The sequence below is a fragment of the Frigoribacterium sp. CFBP 8751 genome, from assembly GCF_014841545.1.
Classification (GTDB): Bacteria; Actinomycetota; Actinomycetes; order Actinomycetales; family Microbacteriaceae; genus Frigoribacterium.
The window spans coordinates 20961-45040 of sequence record NZ_JACYUB010000006.1 but is presented as its reverse complement, the minus strand read 5'-3'; the positions used below and the strand labels follow the sequence as shown (position 1 = coordinate 45040).

Sequence of the window (24080 nt, the reverse complement as noted above, 5' to 3'; positions counted from 1 at the left end):
GGGCCTCAGCCGATCAGTGCTCGGGCGTCCTCGACGAACCGGTCGACGTGGGCCTCGGTGGTGTCGAACGAGCACATCAGTCGCACCTCTCCCGTCGCCCGGTTCCAGTCGTAGAAGTGGTGCGCGGCCCGCAGGGGCTCCACGGCCTCGCGGGGCAGCACGACGAACACGGCGTTGGCGTCGACGGTCTGTGTGACGGTGACGCCCGGCAGTGCTGCGAGCCCCTCGGCGAGGCGAGCGGCCATCGCGTTGGCCCGGGTCGCCGACCGCAGCCAGAGGTCGCCGTCGAGCATCGCCAGGAACTGCGCCGAGACGAAGCGCATCTTCGAGGCCAACTGCGCGTCCATCTTGCGCAGGTAGACCAGGCCGGCCCGCGCCTCCTCGGAGAAGGTCACGACCGACTCGCCCAACACGAGGCCGTTCTTCGTGCCGCCGAACGAGACCGAATCGACGCCGGCGTCGCGCGTGATCGCGCGGAGCGGGACGCCGAGCGATGCCGCGGCATTGGCGAGGCGGGCGCCGTCGAGGTGGACGCGCATGCCGAGCGAGTGCGCGTGGTCGGTCACGGCCCGGATCTCGTCGGGTGAGTAGACCGTGCCGAGCTCGGTGCTCTGCGTGATCGTCACCGCGAGGGGCTGAGGACGCTGCTGGTCGCCCCAGCCGTAGGCCTGCCGGTCGATCAGTTCGGGCGTGAGCTTGCCGTCGGGGGTCGGTACCGTCAGCAGCTTGATGCCGCCGAGGCGCTCGGGCGCCCCGCCCTCGTCGGTGTAGACGTGGGCGGTCGTCGCGCAGATCACGGCGGCCCAGCGCGGCGTCAGGGCCTGCAACGCGGCGACGTTCGCACCCGTACCGGTCAGGACGGGATCGATGGCCGCCCCCTCGCCGAAGGTCTCGACGACGACCTCGGAGAGGCGCTGCGTGTAGGGGTCGGCGCCGTACGAGCCGACGTGGCCGCCGGCAGCGTCGACGATCGCCTGCAGCACCTCGGGGTGGGCCCCGGCGTAGTTGTCGCTGGCGAACGTGTGGACCGAGGGATCGTGGAGGCGCGTCACCCGTCGATTCTGCCCGACCGCCGACCGCCGCGGAGGTCGACGACGGGCCGAGGAGGCGTGGGTCGCGCCGCGGGCACCGTTCGGGCGAGCTGGGCAGGGCCCCGGGCGTGCGACAGGATGGACCCATGGGTGGAGTGCTGATCGGGTTCGCGATCATCGGTGTGATCATCGTGACCGGGTACGTCGTCGGTCGCATCGATCTGCTCGGGGAGTCCGGCCACCGGGTGCTCTCGCGCCTGGTCTTCTTCGTCCTGACGCCCTGCCTGCTGTTCTCCACCATCTCGCAGGCCGACGTCCACGTGCTGTTCTCGCGCCTCCTGGTGGTGTCGGCCATCGCGTCGCTCGTCGCGGCCGTCCTCTCGGTCGTGGTGCTCAAACTCGTGCTCAGGCGCAGCGCCGCCGAGACGGCCATCGGCACGATGGGTGGCGCGTACGTCAACGCCAACAACATCGGCCTGCCGGTCGCCACCTACGTGCTGGGCAGCGCCACCTTCGTCGCTCCGGTGCTGCTCTACCAGCTGCTCGTGCTCACGCCGATCGTGCTCGCCGTCATGGACACCGTGACGAACCGCGGCAGCAGCATCGGCCGGACGATCGCGCGCCCGTTCACGAACCCCCTGCTGATCGGGTCCGCCCTCGGCGTCGTCGTCGCGGTCACCGGCCTCGAGATCCCGCAGGCCGTCCGCGAGCCCTTCGAGCTGGTGGGCGGGGCCGCGGTCCCCGTCGTCCTGCTGTCCTTCGGCATGTCCCTGTACGGGTCGAAGCCGTTCCAGGCCGGTCAGGGGCGTGCCGACATCGTGGTCGCCGTCGTGCTGAAGCTCGTCGTGATGCCCGTCACCGCCTGGCTGCTCGGCGCGTTCGTGTTCGACTTCGGCCGCGACGAGTTGTTCGTCGCGGTCGTGCTCGCCGGACTGCCGTCGGCCCAGAACGTCTTCAACTACGCCCAGCGCTACCAGACGGGTGTGGTCGTGGCTCGCGACACGGTGCTCGCCACGACCGTGCTGTCGGTGCCGGTGCTCGTGGTGGTCGCGGCCCTGCTCGCCTGATGTGACCACCGAAACTTCACATCACTCGTTTTTAATGACACCCTGAGGGCTCACTTTCCACGAAAGGTGCTCCCTTGATATCGATCCCACCGCCGGCACGCGTCCTTACGGGTGCCGTCCTGTCGGCTGCCCTCGTCCTGACCGCGCACCTCCCGGCGACGGCCGCCGTCGCCGGCCCCGTCGCGCCCGAGTCGCCGTCGACCTCCGAGTCGCCGTCGACCTCCGAGTCCCCGTCGACCTCCGAGTCGCCGTCGACCCCCGAGGGGCAGGAGGCGCGGGTCCCGTCACCGGCGGACGATCCGACTCCGCCGCCCTCGGACGCAGCGACTCCGAGCCCGTCGCCCTCGTCCGAGCCGCCCGCGTCGGCCCCACCCGAAGCCCCCGTCGAGACCGGTGCCGAGACCGGCGCCGAGACCGGGATCGAGACCGGTGCCGAGACCGGGGCCGCGACCGAGGCCTTGCAGACCGCCGAGTCCGGGGTCGCCGCGCTGACCTCGCCCCTCGAGGTGCTCAGCCATGTGGACGGCGAGTCGTACGAGGCCGGTCCCGCCACGTTCTTCGGCTCGGGCACCCCCACGGCCACCGTCGTCGCGACCAACCAGTGGGGTGTCGAGATGGGGCGAGCCACCGTCGCCGTCAACGGCCGCTGGGCCTTCACCCGCAACCTCGGGCCCACCACCCGGTCGTACGAGCTCGTCTTCAGGCAGACGCTCGGGGCCGAGAGTGACCAGCAGGCCCTCGAGTTGTTCTACGCGGGGTCCGTCGAGCTCTCGGTCGGCAGCCACGTCGACGGGCAGCTCTACTCGGCCGGGCCCACGGTCTTCGCCGGGCACGGGGCCCCGAACGCGCTCGTCACGGTCGTCGACGCACGGCTCGGTGAGATCGCCCGCACGACGACCGCCCTCTCGGGTCGGTGGTCGGTCGGGGCCGACCTCGTCCCCACCCTCGACGGGTATCGCCTCACCGTCACGCAGACGCGGCGCGACATCGACCCTCAGCGGGTCCCGCTGAACCTGGAGTACGCGGCGGCGCTCGTGCCCCTGGGGGTGGACAGCCACCGGGACGGTGCCCCCTACGGCCCGGGGGTGGCGACCTTCTCGGGACGCGGCACCGTCGGTGCCCGGATCACCGCGGTCAACCAGTGGAACACCCCGATGGGGTCCGCACGCGTCGGCGTCGACGGCCGGTGGGCCTTCGACCGCAACCTCGGGCCGACCTCGTCCGGCTACGAGATCACCTTCACCCAGACCCGCGGGCCGGCCGTCGACTCGGCGGTCGTGCACCTCACGGTGCCGGTGCTCACCGACCTGGTCGTGACGACCCCCGATCTCTCGGGCGGCTCGGTCGGCGACGGAGACGTCATGACGACGTTCCGTGGCACGGGCACGCCGTTCGCGACCCTGCACGGGGCCAACCAGTGGGGCACGGCCTTCGGCGACACGACGATCGGTGCCGACGGCCGGTGGGAGTTCCGTCGCTGGCTCGCCAAGGGCACGCGCTACGACCTGACCTTCACGCAGGTCTCGTGGACGGGCGAGACCGTCGTCACCGAAGGGTTCGGGTTCGACGTCGAGCCCTGACGTCCGGTCGGCCTCAGAAGATCATGGGCCGGTCGTCGTCGAGCCCGGTCTCGAGATCGAGGTCGACGACGACCGGCACGTGGTCGCTCGGCGCGTCGCCCTTGCGCTCGTCGCGATGGATCGCGACCGACGTGACGAGATCGTCGAACGGCTTCGAGCCGAGGACGAAGTCGATGCGCATGCCCTCGTTCTTCGGGAATCGCAGTTGCTTGTAGTCCCAGTAGGTGTAGCCCTCGGGCAGTCGTGAGCGGACCACGTCGGTGAGGCCGACCTCCTCGAAGCGGAAGAACGCGTCCCGCTCGGGCGCGCTGACGTGGGTGTGACCCTCGAAGACCGACATGTCCCACACGTCGGTGTCGAGGGGGGCGACGTTCCAGTCGCCCATCAGGGCGAGCGGCTGGTCGGGTCGTTCGGCCAGCCAGGTCTCGGTCTCGGCGGCCAGCTTGGCGAGCCAGTCGAGTTTGTAGGCGTAATGCGGGTCGGCGAGTTCGCGCCCGTTCGGGACGTAGAGGCTCCAGAGCCGCACGCCTTCGACCGTGACGCCGATCGCGCGCGCCTCCTTGGGTTGGTCCGGGCCTTCCTGGCCCTTCGCGAAGCCCGGCTGCGACGGGAAGGTGATCTCGACGTCCTCCATCGGGAGGCGGCTGACGAACGCGACGCCGTTCCACTGGCTGAGCCCGTGCAGCTCGACCTCGTAGCCCGCTTCGCGGAAGGCGTCGTAGGGGAACTGCTCGGGCTTGCACTTGATCTCTTGCAGGCCCGCGACGTCGACGTCCTCACGGACGAGCCAGTCGACGACCCGGCCCACTCGAGCCCGGACGGAGTTGACGTTGTAGGTCGCGACACGCATGCCGACCACGGTACCGGGCGAGCATGAGACGGGACGGCTCTGCCGAGTCGTTGCCTAAAGGGCATCGAAACCCTTCCCAAAGGGCAAGGGGCGCGCTAGAAAATACACATGTCGCATGAGGGGCCAGGGGGAACGGGCCGACCGGGCCAGAGCAGCCGGTACGAACGTGCGCACGGGGTCACCCCTGCTCGCATCGAGACGTACCCGAAGCGTCACCCGGTCTCCGTGGACGTCCGTGTGGCCCGGCTCGCCCGCTCGGCGGTCGTCCGCTACGAGGACTTCTTCCTGCCGCCCGGCACGTGGGCCGACCTGCACCGGCTGACCACGCGATCGCTCGACCGGTCGTCCCGGGGCGGTCGCTGAGCCGGCCCGCCCCGGCGTTCCCGGGCCGCCTGCTCTACCATGGGTCACCGTGACCGACGCACGCACGCAGCTCATCGACTACATCGGCTCCGAGGCCGTCTTCCACGGCGACTTCACGCTGACCAGCGGCAAGAAGGCGACGTACTACATCGACCTCCGCAAGGTCAGCCTCGACCACCGCGTCGCCCCCCTGATCGGCCGGGTCATGGTCGACCTGATCGACGAGGTGCCCGACGTGTTCGCGGTGGGCGGTCTCACCATGGGCGCCGACCCGATCGCCGCGGCCGTCCTGCACCAGGGGGTCGCCCTGGGCAAGGACTACGACGCCTTCGTCGTGCGCAAGGAGCCCAAGGACCACGGCCGCGGCAAGCAGGTCGAGGGGCCCGATCTCGCCGGCAAGCGCGTCATCGTGCTCGAGGACACCTCGACCACGGGGGGTTCGCCCCTCGCGGCCGCCAAGGCCCTCGAGGCCGTGGGGGCCGAGATCGCCGCCGTCGCCGTGGTCGTCGACCGCAGCACCGGCGCCCGCGAGGTGATCGAGGCCGCGGGCTACCCCTACTACGCCGCCATCGGCTTGGAAGACCTCGGGCTGAAGCCGTGACCGACGACCGGCGGGGTGACGACGGCGACGACGCCGGGCGGGACGACGCCAGCGACTGGCTCGCGGCGCAGTTCGACGGCACCGAGGACGACGACTCCGACGGCGACGGCGACGGCGACGGGGCCGGGCGAGACGGCGCCGCGGCCGACACCCCGTCAGGAGGCGCGGGTCGTCTTCCCGACGTCGCCCCCGAGGACGTCCCCACCCAGGCGTTCGACCTGCCGCCGGTCACACGAGCGGTCGAGGTCCCACCCGACGACGAAACCGAGCGCCGGGGCGACCCGGGTGTCGGGCAGGCATCGTCGGACTCGTCCGGGGAGCCGCCGACGCCGACCCCCCTGCCGTTCGTCGTGCCCGAGTCCCCGGCGGGGACGCCTCCGCCGAAGACCTCGGGCCACCCCCAGGCCCTCGACCTCGGTGCGCTGACGGGTGCCGTGCCACCGTTGCAGCCTCCGTCGTCCGTGCCGACTCCGGACCTCCCCGCGCCGTCCGAGTCGCAGCAGCCCGACCCGGAGCCTGTGGGTGACGGGCATCCCGCCGCTCCGCCGCCGGTCCCCGCGGACGTGGGGGACCCTGCCGACGTCAGCGACGAGCCGGGGCCGTTCACGGCACTGATCTCGGCGCCCCGGCCCGAGTCGGCCGAACCTGCGACCTTCGACTGGAACGCTCTGCCCGAGCCCGAGCCCGAGCCGGAGCCGCAGCCCGAGCCCGAGCCGAGACCGGAACCGGAGCGGGAGCGGGAGCAGGAGCCTGTACCGGAGCCGGAGCCGGAGCCGGAGCCGGAGCCGGAGCCGGAGCCGAAACCCGAGCCCGCATCGGAGCCGGAGCTCCATGTCGCTATCGAGCCCGAGCCTGCCATCGAGGCCCGCGAGGGTGGTGTCGAGGCACCCTGGTGGGTCGAGGAGCACCACGAGATGACCCGGCGTGAGCGGCGACTGGCCGAGGCCGCCGCCGCCGCCGCCGCGGCCGCGGCCACCGGCGGGGTCGCGTCCGGCGTCCCCGGCGCCCCCTCGGTGCCGGTGCCCGCCCCCGCCGCCGAGCGGCCGCCCGTCCCGCAGTCCGAAGCCGCGCCTCCTGCGAGTGGCGATCGCGAACCCACCTTCACCGAGATCCTCGGCGTCGTCCCTTCCGCCTCCGCCGAGGACACCCAGCCCGCGGATGCCCTGCACGAGCCGGAGCACGCCGTGCCCTCGGCGGACGTCCCCGCCGCGTGGTCCCTGTCCGGCTCGGGCGAGGTGCCCCTGCTCGACGTCGAGCCGTCGCCCGACGTCGAGCCGTCGCCCGACGTCGAGCTGTCGTCAGACGTCGACGACGACGACGAGGGCCTGGACGACGCGGCCGAGGTGACGACCGCGACCGCCCTGTTCGCGCCTCCTCGGTCCGCCCGCGACGAGGCCCGCGACGCCGTGGACGTCCCGGCCGATGCCACGCCGGTGCTGCCCGGCGTCTCGATGAGCACCACCGCCGCTCCGGAGGGTGAGCGGCCGCGCCGTGAGGTCGGAGGAGCCGGCGTCTTCGTGCCGCAGACCCGTCCGGTGGACGAGAAGCCTGCCACGACACCCCGCGGGCCGGGGCTGGCCGACTGGGTCGGCGAGCATCGCACGCTGGCCGCCGTCGGCGCCGGCCTCGTGATCGTGCTGTTGCTGGTCGCGTTGTTCTTCATCTCGCGCTCGCTCTTCGCGTCGACCGACGACCTGGGCTCCGACCCGACCGTGGCGGCGGAGCCGACCGGGACCCGCACCGTGACCGCCGCCCCCGCGGCACCCGCCGCCGAGGTCGCTCCGGCCGGCCCGCTGGCGGCCGGCACGCACTCGTACGCCGACCTGCAGGGCGGCGAGTGCTTCTCGAGCTTCGAGTCGGCCTGGCAGCAGGACTACGAGGTCTCCGACTGTGCTCAGCCGCACGTGGCCCAGCTGACCCGCCTCGGCAGCCTCGACGGCGACGCGTCGGCCGCGTACCCCGGGACCGACGTGCTGCAGAGCCAGATGAACCTGCTCTGCACGGGCTCGGACGCCCTCGACCGCCAGGCCGCCGCGGCCTATCCCGACGTGCAGCTGCTCGCGAGCTTCCCCGCGGACGCCGACGCCTGGGCGGCCGGGGACCGCACGTATTCGTGCTTCGTCAACCGCAGCGGCGGAGAGGCCCTGACGACGAGCCTCGTCGCGGTGGCGGGCTGACGGGTCGACCCGCCCCGCGCCTCCTGGGCCCCTAGGCCTCGGACGGCACCACGTCGGACTCGACGGGTTCGCTGCGCACCAGCTCGTGCACCCCGGCCAGGATCTCGTTGGGCCGGAACGGGTAGCGGTCGATCTCGGCCTGGTCGCTGATGCCCGTCATCACGAGGATCGTGTGCAGTCCGGCCTCGATGCCGGCCATGATGTCGGTGTCCATCCGGTCACCGATCATGGCGGTGTTCTCGCTGTGGGCGCCGATGCGGTTCATCGCCGAGCGGAACATCATCGGGTTGGGCTTGCCGACCACGTAGGGCTCTTTGTTGGTGGCCTTCGAGATCATGGCGGCGATCGCGCCCGTCGCGGGCAGCACGCCGTCGGCGCTGGGCCCGGTCGCGTCGGGGTTCGTCACGATGAACCGCGCGCCGCCGAGGATCAGTCGGACGGCCTTGGTGATCGAGTCGAACGAGTAGTTGCGGGTCTCGCCCACGACGACGTAGTCGGGGTTCGTCTCGGTCATGATGAAGCCGGCCTCGTGCAGGGCGGTCGTCATGCCGGCCTCGCCGATGACGAAGGCCGAGCCGCCGGGCATCTGCGAGCGGCAGAAGTCGGCCGTGGCGAGCGCGCTCGTCCAGATGCGCTCTTCGGGCACGTGCAGCCCCGAGGCGCGCAACCGTGCGGCGAGGTCGCGTGGCGTGAAGATCGAGTTGTTGGTGAGCACGAGGTAGGGCGTGCCTTCGTCCTGCCACTGCTGGATCAGCTCGGCGGCACCGGGCAGCGCGTGGTTCTCGTGGACGAGCACGCCGTCCATGTCGGTCAGCCAGCACTCGACGTCTTCTCGTGAACCCATGCGGTCACCTTAGCGAGGTGCTCTGCGAGCTGAGGAGGCGCGGGTCGGGTCCGTGGAGAACACCTACCCTGGTCGGGTGCCCCAGGACGACGACCGACCCCCGCTCGAGCCCGAGGGGCGCGCCCGCCCCGACCGCCCGGACGACCCCGAACCGACCGTCGAGCCCGAGCACGGCGTCGGTCCCTGGCCCGGTGGCGAGGCCGACCGGCCGGACGGCGACCACTGGGACCCCGAGCTGCTCCGCGTGGGCGACCGGCGCAACGTCGTCGACCGCTACCGGTACTGGACGATGGAGGCGATCGTCGCCGACATCGACTCGCACCGGCACCCCTTCCACGTCGCCGTCGAGAACTGGCAACACGACATGAACATCGGGTCGATCGTCCGCAGCGCGAACGCCTTCGCCGCCGACACGGTGCACATCATCGGCCGACGGCGGTGGAACAAGCGCGGTGCGATGGTCACCGACCGGTACCAGCACGTGCTGCACCACCCCGACGTCGAGACGTTCCTGGCCTGGGCGCGCGAGCAGCGCCTCCCCGTCCTCGCGGTCGACAACGTCGAGGGCTCGGTGCCGATCGAGACCTTCGACCTGCCCGAGCGGTGCGTGCTGCTGTTCGGCCAAGAGGGACCCGGTCTCTCGGCCGAGGCGATCGCGGGCTCGGAGGCGGTGCTCGAGATCTCGCAGTTCGGCTCGACGCGCAGCATCAACGCGAGCGCGGCGGCGGCCGTCGTGATGCACGCCTGGGTGCTGCGGCACCGCTTCTGATCCCTGCCCGGTTGCGTTGACGCGCCCGACATGTCACACATAAACTCTGGAGTGTCGGCGGCCGGAGGGGGCGTCGGCAGTGACACGACCAGAAGCGAGGGCGCCCCGTGCCGCCGATTCCCACGCGACCCGCGTCCGACCCGACGCGGGTGTGCTTCGTCGCCGCCCCGTTGATGGCCCGCAGCGGCGTCTACCGCTCGACGCACGATCTCGTCGTCGAGGCCCGATCGCGGGGGCTCGACTGGCGGGCCGTGCTCGGCACGCGTCCCACGGCGCAGGGCCGACGCATCGAGACGCCGGGCGTCCGGGAGGTGACGATCACGCGGCACGGCCGCGCCGTCGTCGACGAGGTGCGCGAGGTGCTCGACGACGTGCCCGAGGTGGCGCGGGCCGACGTCGTCGTCACGCTCGTGACCCAGAGCGACGTCGCCTGGTCGCGGTCGACCGCCCGGCGGGGCCGGCTCTGGGTGGCCTGGGTGCGGGGCCTGCCGTGGCCCGCGCCCGGTGAGCAGTCGACGGCGCGGCGGGTGGCCCTCCGGTTCGTCGAGTCGGCCGCGCTCCGCCGAGCCGACGACGTGTGGGCGACGACCGAGGTGCTCGGGGCCGACGTCGCGCGCGTCCGACGGCCCCATCTCGTGCCCGCGGGCATCCGCCTGCCCGCCCGCACGTCCTTCGGGGAACGGTCGGTGCCCATGGTCTGGGCCGCCCGCCTCGACGTCGACAAGCGCCCTCGGGCCTTCGTGGACATCGCCGAGAGGTCCGGGGTGCCGGGGCGCCTGCACGGCCAGGGGCCGCTCGAAGCGGGGCTGCGCGCCGAGCTGCCCCCGATCGTGTCGATGCCCGGCTGGACGGACGCGTCCGAGCTCTGGGACGGCGCGGGGTTCTTCGTCGGGACGGCCTCGCGCGAGGCGTTCGGTCGCAGTGCCGTCGAGGCCGCGGCGACGGGCCTGCCGATCGTTCTCGGCGACCGGTACGGGGCCGCCCCCCTGCTCGTGACCGACGCCGAGCTGCGCCGACGCTTCGTCCTGCCCACAGGCGAGACGGGACGTTGGATCACGGCGGTGCGAGACCTCGCCGGCGACGCCGACCTGCGGCGACGGATGTCCGACCACGTGGCGGGCAACGCGTCGCGCTCGTCCGTCACCGCGTCGGTCGACGCCGTCCATGACCGCCTCGTCGAGCTCGGCGTCGGCGGGTCCGCACGATGAACCGCGCGGCAGCCGTCACGGCGGCGAGGCGTCGACCGCTCCGCGTGGTCCAGTACGGCGTGCACGATCCCTCCTACCCGCGCAACTCCCGTCTCCGCGCGGTCCTCGAGGGACAGCTGGGCGCCCGGGTGCGCGTCGTCCCGCGCTCGAGGGCTGGGGCCCGGCCCCTGCGGGCACTGCACGACCTGCGTTCGCTCTGCCGTGCGACGGCAGGGGCCGACCTCGTGGTGCTGTCGGAGTTCCGCAGCAGCCAGGCGCTCGTGGTGCGCGCGGTGGCGTCGCTCCGTCGCGCGCGCCTCCTGGTGGACTGCTTCGTCCTGTCGCACGAGACGGCCGTCGGTGACTGGGGGCGTCCGTCACCGCGTTCGCCCGGGGCCCTGCGGCTCGCGGTGCTCGACGCGCTCGCCGTGCACTGCGCCCACCTCGTCCTCACCGACACCGAGCCGCGGGCGGCCGAGCTCGTCCGTCGGCACCGTCCCGCCGCCGTCGTGCTGCCCCTCGCCGTCGGGGCGCCGGGGTGGGCCCGATGGCAGCCCCCGCCGGAGCCGCACGACGACCTGCGCGTGCTCTACTACGGCGGCTACGTGCCCCTGCACGGGGTCGACCTGGTGGTCGACGCGCTCGCGGCGATCGACGGCCGCCGGGACGTCTCGATGGTCTTCGTCGGTGACGGACCCGATCGTGGACGCATCGAGGCCCGCGTCGCCGGGCTCGGACCCGGCGTCCGGTGCGAGTTCGTCGGCGCGGTGCCCGAGTCCGAGCTGAGGGGGTACGTCGCCCGTGCCGACGTCGTCCTCGGGGTGTTCGGCACGTCCGTCAAGGCCCGCGGCGTCGTCGCCAACAAGGTCTGGCAGGGACTCGCCTGCGGCCGCTCGGTGATCACGCAGCGGTCGTCCGCCCTGGCCCCCCTCGCCGCGGTGGTCGGCGGGTCGCTCGTCCAGACCGAGCCGGGGTGCGCCTCGTCGCTCGCTCAGGCGCTCGTCGACGTGCGCCCGTCGACCCCCTCCACCGACGTCGACGTGCACCGACGGCTCGACGAACTCGTCGCCGCATCGTGGCAGCCGCTCGCCGGACACCTCATGGCGCTGGTGCGGGGCGACCGCCGGGCTCGCCACGGGCGTGGTGCGAGGTCGGGCACGGGCCGCGATCGCGAGGGCCGATGACCGGCACACGGGGTGTGGCGCGGGCGGCGCGACAGATGCGTCGGCTCGCGTTGCACGTGCTCGTCCCGGCCGTGGGGGCGGCCGCGCCCCTGGCCGTCGTCCCCGCCGTGACGTCGACGGCAGGTGCCGCGGGCTGGGCCGCGATCGCCGTCGGGCTCTCGGTCGGGGTGGCCGCAGCCGTCGTGGCCGAGCTCGGTTGGGGGATCGTCGGCCCCCAGCGCGTCGTCCGGCAGCCCGCCGCCCGGTCCCGGCTCTACGCCGCCGCCCTCGCCAGCAGGCTGGTCGCCGTCGCACTGACCACGCCGCTGGCGGCGGTCGTCACAGGCCTCGTCGTCGTGGAACACCGCCCGGCGGCGGTGCTCGTCGCGGTGGGGGTGTCGCTCGGGGCGCTCAGCCCGGCCTGGTTCTTCATCGGTCTCGGCCGGCCGGCCGTCGTGCTGCTGGCCGAGACGTCTCCGCGGGTGGTCACGTCGCTGGCGTCGGCCGTCGCGATCGTCCACGGCGCCCCCCTCGAGGTGTACGGCTCCGGGCTGATCGTCTCGGTCGTCGCGGCGCTCGCGCTCGCGAGTCTGCTCGACGACGCCGCGCGTCCACCTCGCCGACGGGACTTCGCCGGAGTCCCGGCCACCTTGCGCGAGCAACGCGTCCTGGTGCTGGGGCGGGCCGTCACCACCACCTACAAGTCGTTGCCCTCCGCGATGTTGGGCGGTGTCGCCCCCGGCGCGGTGGCCGGCTTCGCGGCCGTCGACCGTCCACTGCGCATGGGGCTGCAGGTCGTCTCGGCCGTGCCCGACCGTCTGCAGACCTGGGTCGGGCACCCGTCGCCCGGCCTCGCCCGCCGACGCAGCCTCTGGTCCCTGCTCGCCAACGCCGTGCTCGGGTTCGTCGTGGGCGTCGCCTTCGCCACCCTCATGCCCTCGGTCGGTCGGCTGCTCTTCACCGGCGCGGTCGACGTCACGCCGACGCTCGCCGTGTGGGGTGGGGTCCTCGCGGGGGTCGTCTGCGCCTCCCGGGGGGCCGGCCTCGCACTGGTCAGCGCCGGCCGCCCCGGGTGCACGACCCTCGCCGCGTCCTGCTCGGCCGCCGTCGGCGTGCCCGGGCTGCTGGTCCTGGGGGAGCGCGCCGGTTCCGCGGGGGCACTCGCCGCGCTCGCCGCCGCCGAGACCGTCGGCCTCGTCGTGCAACTCGTCGCCGTCGCCCACCGCCCCGGTGGCCACGGCCCCGGCAGCCACGGCCCCGGCAGCCACGGGCGGCCCGACGACCTGGTGCCGCCGACGTGACCGTCCTGCTCGGTGTCCTTGCCGCACTCCTCGCCGTCGCCGCCGGAGGGCTGCTCGTGCCCGCCGACCGTCGTCGCGGCGTCGCCCTCGTCGTCGCGTTCGGCCTGCTGACGGCGGCCGGTTCGCTGACGGTCCCGGCCGACGTCCGGGGCGCGGCGGTCGCCGTGGCAGCCGGGGTGACCGCGGCGGCGCTGCTCTCGCCTCGTGACTGGCCCGTCGAACGGGCACGAGCCTCGACGTGGACCCTGGCCTGGTTCGCCTGGGCCGTCGGCTGCGTGGTCGCCATCGCACCGTCGACCATCGTCTTCATGGCGCAGCTCGCCGTCGTGGGGCTGACGCTGTCGTGGGCGGTCGCCACGTCGTCCCGTGCCGACGTCCGGGTGTTCCTGCGCGGGCTCGTCGGCATCGGGGTCGCCCAGGTCGTCCTCGGCGTCGTCGAGCTGACGGTCACCCACCGGCCCGTGCCGTGGGGCCACAAGGTGCTCGCGACCGGCCGGTCGTTCGTCAGCGACAACAAGGTGCTGCCGGGTGACCTCATGCGGGTCGAGGGGTCGGTGGGCCATCCCATCCCGTACGCGGTCCTGCTCGCGGTCTGTCTCGTCGTCGTCGTGGTGGCCGAGCGCGGCGTCTTCTCGAGCGCGGCGAGGTGGGCGGTCGTGCCCGTGCTGTCGACGGGCATCCTGCTGTCGGGCAGCCGCAGCGTGCTGACGGCGGTTCTGCTGGCGCTCGGCTACGTGGTGCTGACGACCGACCTGCGCCACCGGGCGGTCAAGATCGTGTCGTCGGTCTCGGTGGTGGTCGTGGCCGGCGTGCTGCTCGCCTCCGAGGTCGTGTCGGCCGTCGCGGTCCTGGTCGCGTCGGGCTCGTACGAGAACCGCGTCGGCGCGCTGCGGGCCGTTCCGGGGTTGGTGACCCGACCGCCGACCGAGTCGCTCGTCGGCAGCGGCTTCGGCAGTGAGCCCGAGCTCTACGCCCGGGGGTTGCTGCCGCAGGAGGGCTTCACGGTGGTCGACAACCAGCTCGTGACGACCCTCGCGACGTTCGGCCTGATCGGACTCGTCCTCGTGGTCGGCGTCTTCGTCGTCGGTCTGACGAGGACCTCGAGGACGGGGACGGCGGTGACGATCGTCATGGCGACCGTGCTCTTCTCCTTCGACTACCTCGTGTGGTTCTCGATGTCGGGGCTCGCCTTCGCGTTCTGTGCCCTCGCCCGCACGGACGGCGCCCGTTCCGACGACGTCCGGCCCCACGGCGCCCGTTCCGACGACGTCGGGCACGACGGCGTCCGGCCCGACCGCGTCGAGTCGTCGACGCTCAGCCGACGACGGGGCCGAGGTAGCGGCTCACCAGCGTGACGGCGTCGACGATCTGGCGGGTCGACAGGTCGTAGGTCGCGGCGTCGAGCCCGATCGGGTCGACCACGTCGTCGTCCTCCGGCCCGACGAGCGGCCCGCTGCCCCGGCGGGCGGCGACGAGGGCGACGGCGACCCGGAGGCGATCGTCGGGGGCCACGCCCTGCAGGGCGTCGTCGGCCTGGGCCGGGTCGACGAGCGCGCTCAGCCGCGCGAACTCTCGCAGGGTGAAGGTGACGCGCGTGACGCGTGGCACCAGCGAGACGACCGCCCGGCGGTGCTCGCGGCCCATGGCCAGCACGAGTCCCGTCCCGGCGAGGGTGCCTTCGACGAGCTGCCGGGCCCGGTGTCGTCCGAGGTCGAGGCCCAGGTCGCGCGCCCGGTCGAGGGTGGGGCGGGGTGGCGTCGCACCCTCGGGGGCCCGGGTGCCGGCGCTGCCCGTCGAGGCGCCGGGCAGGACGGCCCCGGGCAGGGCGTCGGCGAGGAGGGCCGCGGCGAGGGGCGAGCGGCAGAGATTGCCGGTGCAGACGGTCAGGACGGTCGCAACGGTCGCGAGGGTCGGGATGGTCGGTGCGGGAGGCGTCATCGGTGTCGTTCTTCGGGCCCGGGGGTGGCGGACTGTGTCGTGAAGTACCCCGTGTACGAGCCGTACCCGTAGGCGCCGGCCCCCCGCGCCGGGACCATGGTGAGGACGACGCCCAGGGTGCGGCTGCCGATCTCGGAGACCGAGGTCAGTGCCTGGCGCAGCTGGTGGCGGGTGGACCTTCGTGCCGCGGCGACCACGACGACACCGCTCACACACCGGCTGAGCACGGCGGCGTCGGTCACGGGAAGCAGCGGAGGCGAGTCGATCACGACGAAGTCGTACGCGGCTTCGATCTCGGTGAGCAGGCTCACCATCGCCATCGAACCCAGGAGCTCGCTCGGGTTGGGCGGCACGCTGCCCGAGGGCAGCACACGGAGTCCGAGGAACCCCCACGGTTGGACGACGTCGTCGAGTTCGGCTCTGCCGACGAGCAGGTCGGTCAGGCCGGCCGCTCCTTCGAGGCCCATCACCTCGGCGACCCGGGGGCGGCGGAGGTCGGCATCGACGAGCAGCACGCTCGCCCCCGTCTCGGACAGGCAGACGGCGAGGTTGGCCGCCGTCGTCGACTTGCCCTCGCTCGGCATGGCCGACGTGACGACGAACGATCGGCGGCTGCCCTCGAAGGCCAGGAACTGCAGGTTGGTCCGCAGTGCACGGAACGACTCGGCAAGGGGGCTGCGAGGCTCGTCGTGGACGATGAGCGGCGTGGTCGAGGCGTCCGCGTGGAATCCGACGGCACCGATCACGGGGGTGTCGCCGAGTGCCTCGACGTCGCCCTTGCCGCGGATGCGTGTGTCGAGGGTGGAGCGCAGCAGGGCGAGGACGACTCCCCCGAGCAGGCCGACCGCGGCGGCGAGGCCGATCCACAGCACGGGGCGCGGGTTGGTCGGAGTCGTGGGGACGACGGGCTCGTCGAGCGTCTCGACCGTGACCAGGCTGCTGCCGCCGCCCTCGGGCCGTTCGAGCTCGTCCTCGACCACGGTCTCGAAGCTCGCCGCCACCGCGCCCGCGAGTCGGGCGGACCGCGCGGGGTCGGTGTCGGTGACGCGGATCGTGATCAGAGAGGTGTTGACCGGACTGCTCGCCTCGATGCGTGCGGCGAGCTGTGCCGGTGTGGTGTCGAGCTGCCACTCGTCGATGACCGGTTGCAGGACGCGCCCCGAGGTGACGACGTCGACGTACGACCGCACCTTGGCCTGGGCCGCGCTGCTGCCCTGGACGAGGTCGCCGGCGTCGGACGCGCCGAGCGACGACACCGAGACGAACAGCTGGGTGCGGGACGAGTATGTCTTGGTCGTCAGCAACGACGCGACGGCACCGACCAGGACGGCTCCGATGGCCAGGACGACGATGAGTTGCCAGCTCGACCGGACCACGGCGACGAAGGCTCTGAGTTCCACGGGGGTTCCTCCAGGTGGTCGCGGTCAGGCCCGGGTGAGGGCCGCGAGCACGACGTCGGCCTTGTGGCGCCATGTGGCGTCGCGCGGGATGGCGGCCGGGCGCCGGGGCACGCGGGCCCCGTCCCTGGTCAGGGCGGCGAGGGCGGTGGCGTGGCGGTCGAGGTCTTCGACCACCACCCCGTCGAGACCCCTCTGGTCGACGCCGCAGATCGGGGTGCTCAGCACGGGGAGCCCGGCGGCGCGGTACTCGTAGGTCTTGATCACGTCACCGCCGACCTCGCGCTCGCCCACGTGGTGCGGGACCCACCCGACGTCGAAGGATCGCAGCAGCTCGGGGACGTGCGTGTAGTGGACGTCGCCCGTCATCGTCACGTTGGGCTCGCGGTCGAGCACCCGGTACTCGCGGTCGAGCACGGGCCCGGCGAAGACGAAGGTCGTGTCGCGGCGGGCGGCGACGGTCGCGAGGACTCCCGCGAGGTCGACGCGTCGTCCGATCTTGCCGACGTAGCCCACGGTCGTGGGCCCGATGGCCGTCGACCGCTGGTCGAAGCGGTGCGGGTCGCAGCCGTTGGGCAGCTCGACGACGTCGTCGCGGCCGTGACGGCGTGCCAGGTCGGCCGTGCCGGCGCCGTTCGCCGTGACGACGTCGGCGCGGTCGAACGCCACCGCGTACGCCTCGTCGACCGCGGATCGGACGCCGGCGAACGCGTAGTGACGGCTCCAGTCGTCGAGCAGGTCGAGGACGACGCGGCGCCGACCGTCGAAGGGGCTGGCGCCGTGCGGGGCGAGGGCGACGAAGGGGTTCCAGACGAGGGCGGGCACGTCGGCCACCGATTCGGGCAGCACCGGGTACGACCTCGCCGACGTCGCCCACCAGCGGCGGCGGTCGCGCGGGTCGGGCACCCGCGCCACCCTGGTCTCGACCGGATGGGTGCCGGTCGCGGGCCGCCCGGGCGGACGCCGTCGGACGACCCGCGTGAGGGCCGGCTCGGGGCGCGACACGACGGCGACGCCGCCGCGGTCGGCGAGGTCGTGGCCCAGCCACTCGATCAGGTGGCCGTCGCGGGTGCGGTAGCCCTCGCGCAGCAGCTTGTGCTGCCCGTGCATGGGGTAGGCGAGCAGGGCGGGGGCTCGGTCGGTGGAGACGGGCAGTCGGAAGGCGCGGTGAGGTCGCACGAGGGCCTCTCGGAGATCGGCAGGACGCACGGGCAGGTGCGGTGACCGCACGCCACCGGGACGGCGTCATGTCACGCGTGGCATGCGCAGTATTGCATTAAATCCACCCCCTCGGGTCGGGGTCGATCGGCCACGGCGACGACTCGTGGATGATGGGTGCATGACCTCCACGAACCTGCTCGGCGTGCCCGAGACCCGGCTGCCCGCCGAACCCGCCGTCGTCGCCGACCTCGAGACCCTCACCACGGCCGAGGTCGTCACGGCCCACCCCACCTCGTCCCTGGCCTGGGCGCTGCTCAGCGACGAGGCCGCCGCCCGCGGGGCCGAGCTCGAGGCCTACGCCTACGCCCGGGTCGGCTACCACCGCGGGCTCGACGCCCTGCGCAAGGCGGGCTGGCGCGGCCAGGGCCCCGTGCCGTGGTCGCACGAGCCCAACCGCGGCGTGCTGCGGTCTCTCTTCGCCCTCCGTCGGGGCGCGACCGCCATCGGCGAGACCGACGAGGTCGAGCGGCTGACGACGTTCCTCGGTGACGCCGACCCGAGCGTCCTGCCGACGCTCGAGGCCCAGGCGGGCTGACCGGCGCGACCGACGTCGAGAACGCAGGAGGCGCGGGTCACCCGACCCGCGCCTCCTGCGTTCCCGACGGCGACCGCCGCCGCGCCGGCCTCAGCCGATCAGTGACGGCCGCAGATCGCGCAGCGTGCGCGCACGCGTCATCCGGGAGGTCGCCACCCAGGTCAGCACGAGCGCGCCCAGCAGCCAGGCCGCCAGCACGCCGGCGTCGCCCCAGGCCGCGGCCGAGCTGCCGCCGTACATCACCTGGCGCAGGCCGTCGGTGGCGTAGCTCATCGGCAGCACGAAGTGCAGCGCCGCGAGCGGGGCGGGCAGGGTCTGCCAGGGGAACGTGCCGCCGGCCGTGACGAGCTGCACGACCATCAACACCAGGCCGAGGAACTGCCCGACGCTGCCGAGCCAGACGTTGAGCGTCATGATGATCGCCGCGAACGCCGCCGAGGCGAGGGCCATCAGTCCGATCATGCCGAGCGGGTGGGCGACCTCGAAACCGAGCGCCTGCGTGACGATCACGTAGAGCGCCACCATCTGGACGACGCCGAGCACGACCGGGGTCAGCCAGCCGGCCAGCGAGATGCGTACGGGGGCCTTGACGGCCGTGATCGCCCGCTTCGAGATCGGCTTCACGATCAGGAACAGTGCGTACATGCCGATCCAGGCCGCGAGGCTGATGAAGAACGGGGCGAGCCCCGCTCCGTAGGTGCCGGCACTGGTCAGCGCGGCGTCCTTCACCGAGACGGGGTCGCTGATGGCGCTGGCCTGGTCGTCACGCGTCTGCTCGGTGCTCGAGGGGATCTCGCCGAGTCCGCTCTGCAGCCCGTCGCGGAGCTGTGTGGTGCCGGTGTCGAGGCTGACCACGCCGTCGCGCAGCGAGGTGGCGCCGCTGCTCAGGGTGTCGAGGCCGGTCGCGAGGGTCGAGGCTCCCGTGGCGGCGCTCGCCGCACCCGTGGCGAGCTGCGACGAGCCGGTGGCGGCCGACGAGATGTCCTGGGTCAGGGCCGGCGTGGCGGCGGACAGGGTCGCGGCACCGGTCGAGACCTGGTCGGCGCCCGTGGCGAGCTGCCCCACCTGGGTGTTCAGCCCTTGGATCTGAGTGTTCGCGTCCTGGAGGGCGGTCGTCAGCGACTCGGTCGCGGGGGCGAAGGTCGCGGCGATCTGCTGGATCTGCTCGTCGGTGTACCCCTGCTGCCGCAGGGCTCCGGCGATCTGCTGCTGCGCCTGCTGCTGGGCGGCGGGCAGGGCGGCCGCGGCCGTCGCGCTCGTCGTCGCCGCGTCGGCCACGCCGGTGGCCAACGCGTCGTTGCCTGCCGCGACCTGGGCGGCGCCGTCCGCCAGGGTCTGGGTCTGCGCGGGCAGGTCCGTCGTCTGGGTCTTCAGGGTCTGCAGACCGGTGTCCAGCGCGGACGCGCCCGAGCTGAGCTGGCTCGTGCCGTCGGCGAGGGTGTGGGCCCCGGTCGCCGCGTCGGCCGCGCCGTCGGCCAGCTGGTTCGCCCCGGCGACGGCCGAACCGGTGCCGGCGACGAGCTGGTTCGCCCCGTCGACCGCGCTGCCCAGGTTCGTGCGCACGTCGGCCAGGCCGACCAGCAGTCGGCCCGCTGCTTCTTTGCCGACCTTCTCGGTGACCGACGCCCGGATGGTCTTCGCGGCCTGCTCGGCGATCGTGGACGAGAGGTAGCTGTTGACGTCGCTCGTCGCGAGGGTGATCTGTGCCCGCTTCGGGTCGTCGCCGCTCGCCGAGGTCAGGTCGTCGCTGAAACCCTTCGGGATCGTGAAGGTGAAGTCGTAGGTCTGGTCGCGCAGGCCCGCCGCGGCCTGGGCCGCCGAGACCACGTGCCAGTCGAAGTCGCCGCCGTCGGTGATCTGGTCGGTGACCTCGTCGCCGTAGTTCACCGTCTCGCCGTCGACCGTCGTGCCGGCGTCGGTGTTGACGAGTGCGGCCGGGATCTGGTCGAGCTTCGCGTAGGGGTCCTGGTTGGCCCAGAGGTACAGGCCGCCGTACAGCAGCGGCACGGTCATCAGGGCGACGAGCGCCAGGCGGGCGAGCGGGGTGGCGGTGAGGCGCTGCAGCTCGGAACGGACGAGGGCGTAGATCTTCACGGCTGGTCGCTTTCGACGGGGGTGTCGGTGGTGGTGGCGACCACGGTGTCGTCGGGGGAGGAAGGAGGGGCGGTGTCGGTCTCGGGCACGGTGTCGGTCTCGACCGCAGCCGTCGGGGCGAACTCGGGCGTGGGCAGCGACTCGATCGTCGCGAGGGCCGCGAACCCGGTGATCGTCAACACCGTGTAGTCACGACCGACGAGGTCGTGGACGACCGAGAGCCAGGCCTCGACGTCACCCCCGTGACGTTCGGGGGTCGTCACGATCAGCCCGCGTACCTCGGGACGCAGCACGGCCAACTCGCAGAGCAGGCGGACGCGCAGTTCGGTGGGCAGGGCGCTCAGGCGCGTCCGCTCGTGTTCGCGCAGGCCGATCTCGTCGAGCAGCAGTCGGGCCGAGGCCTTGTCGGCGCGGAGCCCGGCCAGGGCGAGTTCTTCTCGGGCGACCTGCACGACCGTGAGGGCGGCGAAGGGTTCGGCGACGGTGGGTGTGTCGACGAGGGCGAAGGAGGCGCGGATCGCCGCGTCGTCCGACCGACCGTCGACCGTCACCCGGCCGGCCTCGGGGCGCATGCGGCCCCCCGCGACGAGCGATGCCAGGGTGGGCGCGTTCTCGGTCTCGACCGCCACGAAGCCGGGGGTCCAGCGGTCGGCGACCGCGCTGAGCGGGGGCAGGGCCGCCCCGGGGTCGTCGCCGATCGCGACGTCGTGCAGTTCGAGTCTCATGCGGGTTCTCCGGTCGGGGGCGTCGAGGAGGCGCCGGTCGCCTGTTCGGGAGGGAGCGCGAGTTCCGGGGCCGTCGCGACGAGGTCTCCGGCGGTGCGCCAGTCGAGGCCGACGACGCCGAGCACCGCGAGCATGACGAGTCGGTGGCCCTCGGCGCGGCTGAGTCGCTGCGTCGTGGCCTCGTCGAGCACCGACAGGGCGGCACCCTCGACGAGGTGCGCGAGCGTGCGCGGAGCGATGTCGTCGCGCATGCGTCCGGACTCGACGCCGCGCCGCACGACGTCGCGCACGGCCTTCCGCAGCGGGGCGAGGGCCTCGCCGACCTCGTGGGCCATCGGGCCGCGCACGGTCAGCTGGGCCATGACCCGCACGTGTTCGACCTCGGCCCAGAGCAGGGCGGCCAGGGAGGCGAGCTGCACGACCGGGTCCGCGATCGGGGCGGGGCGCGCAGCGACGGCGATGCGGGCGGCACCGCGCACGCTGACCTCGCGCACCAGGTCGTCCCGTGTGGCGAAGTGGCCGTAGACCGAGCGACGCGAGAGGCCCGCCTCGGCGGCGATGGCTTCGAGCGACACGGACGGGTCGCGGTTGAGCAGCAACGCCGCGGCGGTGATCAGCGCATCGCGGTTCGCGGTGGCGTCACGGCGTGGCGCGCGGGTGGCGCGCACGGGGGCATCGGCGGCAGGCATGCCCTGATCGTACGATCTTGCACACCTTTGTGCAACTTATTTCGGCACCGCGGTCGTCGGTCAGCGCGAGCGGGGCAGGGTCGCTCGCAGCGCCTCCTCGTAGGCGTCGCAGACGGACCGCCAGGTGTAGGCGTCCGCAGCACGAGCGAGGGCCGCCTCGCTGAGGCGCTGCTGCTCGGCGGGGTCGTCGAGCAGCGCGGTGACGGCGGCGGCGATGGCGGCGGGCTCGGGCGCCACCAGGACGCCGGCCCCGTCGAGCACCTCGCGGTTGTAGACGGTGTCGCGCGCGACGACGGGGGCGCCCGCGAACATGGCCTGCACCAGTGCGGGGTTCGTGCCACCGACGCTGTGGCCGTGGAAGTAGGCCCCGGCGTGCTGCCAGAGGGCGTGCAGGCGGTCGTCGTCGCTGACGTGGCCGAGCCAGGTCACGCGGTCGTCCTCTTCGGCCAGTCGGCGAACGAGGTCGTCGAGTTCACCGCCGTAGCCGGTCGAGCCGACGATGACCACGTCGTGCCGCTCGGCGATCGTGCGGGCCGCCTCGACGAACTCGACCACGGTGTTCTCGGGGACGAAGCGTGCGACGACGAGGGCGTACCCCCGGTGTCGCTGGCCCGGCTCGACCGGCAGGTCGCGGACCGGGTCGCCGCCGTAGGGGATGAACAGGCCGTCCACCCCGAAGTCGGCCTGCCAGCGTCGGACGATCTCGCGGGCGTCGCAGATCAACCCGTCCGCGAAGCGTGCGCTCGCCTTGGCTCCGAGACGGAACACGGTCTTGGCCGCGCGCCCCCACTTGGCGCGCTCCCACTCGATGCCGTCGACGTTGACCAGCACGGGGATGCCCCGCAGCCTCAGCAGGGGCAACCAGAAGCCGTTGGCCACGTTCATCACGAGGGCCGCGTCGGGCCGCTGCACGAGGGCGTCGAGCACGGCGGTGAGGCCGTAGCTCAGGGTGCTGAGGGACTTGCTCTCGACGCCCTTCGTCAGGCGGGAGGTCACGCGACGGTCGCGGGCGGGGTCGTCGTCGCGCGTCGACCCGTCGCGACCGTAGACCGTGACGTCCCATCCGGCGTCGACCAGGGCGGGGGCGATCCGGCGCACCGCGGTCTCGAACCCGCCGTAGTAGCTGGGGTAACCGCGGGTGCCGATGACGGCGACCGACGGACGGCCGGTCGGGGCGTGGCGGCGGCGGCGGAGGCGTGCGGGCAAGGTCGGTGTCCGTTCGGTCGGGCGGGGTGCTCCTGCACGGTAGCGCACGACGGGACCTGCCCGAGATGACACGACTCGCCGCTCACGTCCTGGCGTGAGCGGCGAGTCGCCACCGTTCGGAGGGTGGCCGTCTAGCGAGCGCCCATCAGGTGCTCGAGGGCGAGCTGCTGCAGGCGCACGAAGCCGTAGCCGTGTCCACCGAAGTGGGCGTCGGCGTCGAAGTCCTCGTAGGAGGCGCGGTCGGCGAGCAACTGCTCGTAGCCTTCGCCGTCGGCGAGGGTGTTCACCGAGAGCTCGGCGACCTGGCTCGCGACCAGGGCCTCCTGTACCTCGGGGTCGGCACGGAACGCCTGCGCGCGCTCCTTGAGGAGCAGGTACATGCGCATGTTGGCGGCCGCGGACTCCCACACGCCGTCGATCGTCTCGGTGCGCGAGGGCTTGTAGTCGAAGTGACGCGGGCCGTCGTAGGTCGGTCCGCCCTGGGGCGAGCCGTGCTCGAGCAGGTCGACGAGCGAGAAGGCGTTCTGCAGGTCGCCGTGGCCGAACACGAGGTCCTGGTCGTACTTGATGCCGCGCTGGCCGTTGAGGTCGATGTGGAAGAGCTTGCCCTGGTACAGCGCCTGGGCGATGCCGGCCGTGAAGTTCAGCCCGGCCATCTGCTCGTGACCGACCTCGGGGTTGACGCCGGCCATCTCGGGGTGCTCGAGCGTCTCGATGAACGCGATGGCGTGACCGAGGGTCGGCAGCAGGATGTCGCCGCGGGGCTCGTTGGGCTTGGGCTCGATCGCGAAGCGCAGGTCGTAACCCTTGTCGAGCACGTACTGCGAGAGCATGTCGACGCCCTCCTTGTAGCGCGAGAGGGCGGCCTGCACGTCCTTGGCGCTGTCGTACTCGGCGCCCTCACGGCCGCCCCACATGACGAAGGTCTTCGCGCCGAGCTCGGCGGCGAGGTCGATGTTGCGCAGCACCTTGCGCAAGGCGAAACGACGGACGCCGCGGTCGTTCGAGGTGAAGCCGCCGTCCTTGAAGACGGGTGCGCTGAAGAGGTTCGTGGTGACCATGGGCACGACGATGCCGGTCGCGTCGAGGGCGCCCTTCAGGCGGTCGATCTGCTTCTGGCGCTCGGCGTCGGTCGAGCCGAAGGCGAACAGGTCGTCGTCGTGGAAGGTCAGCCCGTAGGCGCCGAGGCGGTCGAGGTTCTCGACGGCCTCGACGACGTCGAGCTGCGGGCGGGTCGGGCCGCCGAAGGGGTCCGAGCCGTTGTAGCCGATCGTCCAGAGGCCGAACGAGAACTTGTCTTCGCGGGTGGGGGTGGTGGACATCGGTGTCCCTTCCAGGGTCG

22 protein-coding genes are annotated in these 24080 nt (G+C 72.9%); 11 read left to right on the top strand and 11 right to left on the bottom strand.

Translation table 11 applies throughout. The features are described from left to right. Positions 1 to 5: 5 nt before the first annotated feature. The gene (locus tag IFT88_RS13850; RefSeq protein WP_192121246.1) at positions 6 to 1052 is read right to left on the bottom strand and encodes a beta-eliminating lyase-related protein; all 1047 of its coding nucleotides are present in this window, start codon (positions 1050 to 1052) and stop codon (positions 6 to 8) included. 125 nt (positions 1053 to 1177) lie between these two features. Between IFT88_RS13850 and IFT88_RS13845 the strand changes: the two genes are divergently transcribed. Beyond that, a complete protein-coding gene (locus IFT88_RS13845; protein WP_043597380.1) occupies positions 1178 to 2098 on the top strand; it encodes an AEC family transporter in 921 nt (306 codons plus the stop codon). A 74-nt stretch (positions 2099 to 2172) separates the two neighbouring features. Further along, on the top strand, positions 2173 to 3678 hold the full coding sequence (locus IFT88_RS13840) for a hypothetical protein (protein WP_192121244.1): 1506 nt from the start codon (positions 2173 to 2175) through the stop codon (positions 3676 to 3678). A gap of 13 nt (positions 3679 to 3691) precedes the next feature. On the opposite strand, the gene IFT88_RS13835 is transcribed toward IFT88_RS13840, so the two are convergent. Then, complete coding sequence (locus IFT88_RS13835; protein ID WP_043597387.1) at positions 3692 to 4528, bottom strand: exodeoxyribonuclease III; 837 nt, start codon at positions 4526 to 4528, stop codon at positions 3692 to 3694. Between the two features lie 108 nt (positions 4529 to 4636). Between IFT88_RS13835 and IFT88_RS13830 the strand changes: the two genes are divergently transcribed. Genes IFT88_RS13830 through IFT88_RS13820 form a run of 3 tightly spaced genes read left to right on the top strand, consistent with a single transcriptional unit; the run spans position 4637 to position 7669 of the window. Beyond that, positions 4637 to 4891, top strand: a complete 255-nt coding sequence (locus IFT88_RS13830; protein ID WP_156155631.1) for a hypothetical protein — start codon at positions 4637 to 4639, stop codon at positions 4889 to 4891. 49 nt (positions 4892 to 4940) lie between these two features. Continuing rightward, a complete protein-coding gene (pyrE, locus tag IFT88_RS13825; protein ID WP_043597383.1) occupies positions 4941 to 5492 on the top strand; it encodes an orotate phosphoribosyltransferase in 552 nt (183 codons plus the stop codon). Beyond that, positions 5489 to 7669, top strand: coding sequence for a hypothetical protein (locus IFT88_RS13820; protein WP_192121242.1), 2181 nt, complete (start codon positions 5489 to 5491; stop codon positions 7667 to 7669). Before pyrE ends, IFT88_RS13820 begins: the two co-directional genes overlap by 4 nt. Positions 7670 to 7700: 31 nt before the next feature. Here the strand turns inward: IFT88_RS13820 and IFT88_RS13815 are convergent, their stop codons facing one another. Further along, positions 7701 to 8513: an HAD-IIA family hydrolase gene (locus tag IFT88_RS13815; RefSeq protein ID WP_043593128.1), complete on the bottom strand. Its 813-nt coding sequence runs from the start codon at positions 8511 to 8513 to the stop codon at positions 7701 to 7703. Positions 8514 to 8589: 76 nt separating this feature from the next. Between IFT88_RS13815 and IFT88_RS13810 the strand changes: the two genes are divergently transcribed. From IFT88_RS13810 to IFT88_RS13790, 5 genes are all read left to right on the top strand, one after another. Further along, complete coding sequence (locus IFT88_RS13810) at positions 8590 to 9282, top strand: TrmH family RNA methyltransferase (RefSeq protein WP_192121241.1); 693 nt, start codon at positions 8590 to 8592, stop codon at positions 9280 to 9282. A 107-nt stretch (positions 9283 to 9389) separates the two neighbouring features. After that, positions 9390 to 10490 carry a glycosyltransferase gene (locus IFT88_RS17700; protein ID WP_192121239.1) on the top strand — a complete coding sequence of 367 codons (1101 nt, stop codon included), beginning with the start codon at positions 9390 to 9392 and terminating at the stop codon, positions 10488 to 10490. Continuing rightward, on the top strand, positions 10487 to 11653 hold the full coding sequence (locus IFT88_RS13800; RefSeq protein WP_192121237.1) for a glycosyltransferase: 1167 nt from the start codon (positions 10487 to 10489) through the stop codon (positions 11651 to 11653). The genes IFT88_RS17700 and IFT88_RS13800 overlap by 4 nt, the downstream gene beginning before the upstream one ends. Further along, complete coding sequence (locus IFT88_RS13795; protein WP_192121235.1) at positions 11650 to 12933, top strand: hypothetical protein; 1284 nt, start codon at positions 11650 to 11652, stop codon at positions 12931 to 12933. The genes IFT88_RS13800 and IFT88_RS13795 overlap by 4 nt, the downstream gene beginning before the upstream one ends. Next, a complete protein-coding gene (locus IFT88_RS13790; RefSeq protein ID WP_192121233.1) occupies positions 12930 to 14288 on the top strand; it encodes a hypothetical protein in 1359 nt (452 codons plus the stop codon). The genes IFT88_RS13795 and IFT88_RS13790 overlap by 4 nt, the downstream gene beginning before the upstream one ends. Here the strand turns inward: IFT88_RS13790 and IFT88_RS13785 are convergent. The 3 genes from IFT88_RS13785 to IFT88_RS13775 are packed head-to-tail and all read right to left on the bottom strand — an operon-like array spanning position 14248 to position 17447. Next, positions 14248 to 14871, bottom strand: coding sequence for an arsenate reductase/protein-tyrosine-phosphatase family protein (locus IFT88_RS13785; protein WP_192121231.1), 624 nt, complete (start codon positions 14869 to 14871; stop codon positions 14248 to 14250). The two genes, IFT88_RS13790 and IFT88_RS13785, sit on opposite strands and share 41 nt — an antisense overlap. Then, positions 14868 to 16271: a polysaccharide biosynthesis tyrosine autokinase gene (locus IFT88_RS17695; protein ID WP_192121229.1), complete on the bottom strand. Its 1404-nt coding sequence runs from the start codon at positions 16269 to 16271 to the stop codon at positions 14868 to 14870. Before IFT88_RS17695 ends, IFT88_RS13785 begins: the two co-directional genes overlap by 4 nt. Positions 16272 to 16295: 24 nt before the next feature. Beyond that, entirely contained in the window at positions 16296 to 17447 is a 1152-nt protein-coding gene (locus IFT88_RS13775; RefSeq protein ID WP_199859280.1) for a glycosyltransferase, read from the bottom strand. Between the two features lie 160 nt (positions 17448 to 17607). Here IFT88_RS13775 and IFT88_RS13770 point away from each other — a divergent pair, with 160 nt between their 5' ends. Continuing rightward, positions 17608 to 18024 carry a DUF3151 domain-containing protein gene (locus IFT88_RS13770; RefSeq protein ID WP_056229788.1) on the top strand — a complete coding sequence of 139 codons (417 nt, stop codon included), beginning with the start codon at positions 17608 to 17610 and terminating at the stop codon, positions 18022 to 18024. 90 nt (positions 18025 to 18114) lie between these two features. Here IFT88_RS13770 and IFT88_RS13765 read toward each other — a convergent pair whose 3' ends face one another. From IFT88_RS13765 to xylA, 5 genes are all read right to left on the bottom strand, one after another. After that, positions 18115 to 20118, bottom strand: a complete 2004-nt coding sequence (locus IFT88_RS13765; protein ID WP_192121227.1) for a YhgE/Pip family protein — start codon at positions 20116 to 20118, stop codon at positions 18115 to 18117. Continuing rightward, positions 20115 to 20843, bottom strand: coding sequence for a hypothetical protein (locus IFT88_RS13760; protein ID WP_192121225.1), 729 nt, complete (start codon positions 20841 to 20843; stop codon positions 20115 to 20117). Before IFT88_RS13760 ends, IFT88_RS13765 begins: the two co-directional genes overlap by 4 nt. After that, entirely contained in the window at positions 20840 to 21532 is a 693-nt protein-coding gene (locus IFT88_RS13755; protein WP_192121223.1) for a TetR/AcrR family transcriptional regulator, read from the bottom strand. Before IFT88_RS13755 ends, IFT88_RS13760 begins: the two co-directional genes overlap by 4 nt. A gap of 60 nt (positions 21533 to 21592) precedes the next feature. Beyond that, on the bottom strand, positions 21593 to 22738 hold the full coding sequence (locus IFT88_RS13750) for a glycosyltransferase (RefSeq protein ID WP_192121221.1): 1146 nt from the start codon (positions 22736 to 22738) through the stop codon (positions 21593 to 21595). 131 nt (positions 22739 to 22869) lie between these two features. After that, on the bottom strand, positions 22870 to 24060 hold the full coding sequence (xylA, locus tag IFT88_RS13745) for a xylose isomerase (protein ID WP_043593145.1): 1191 nt from the start codon (positions 24058 to 24060) through the stop codon (positions 22870 to 22872). Between the last annotated feature and the right edge of the window lie 20 nt (positions 24061 to 24080).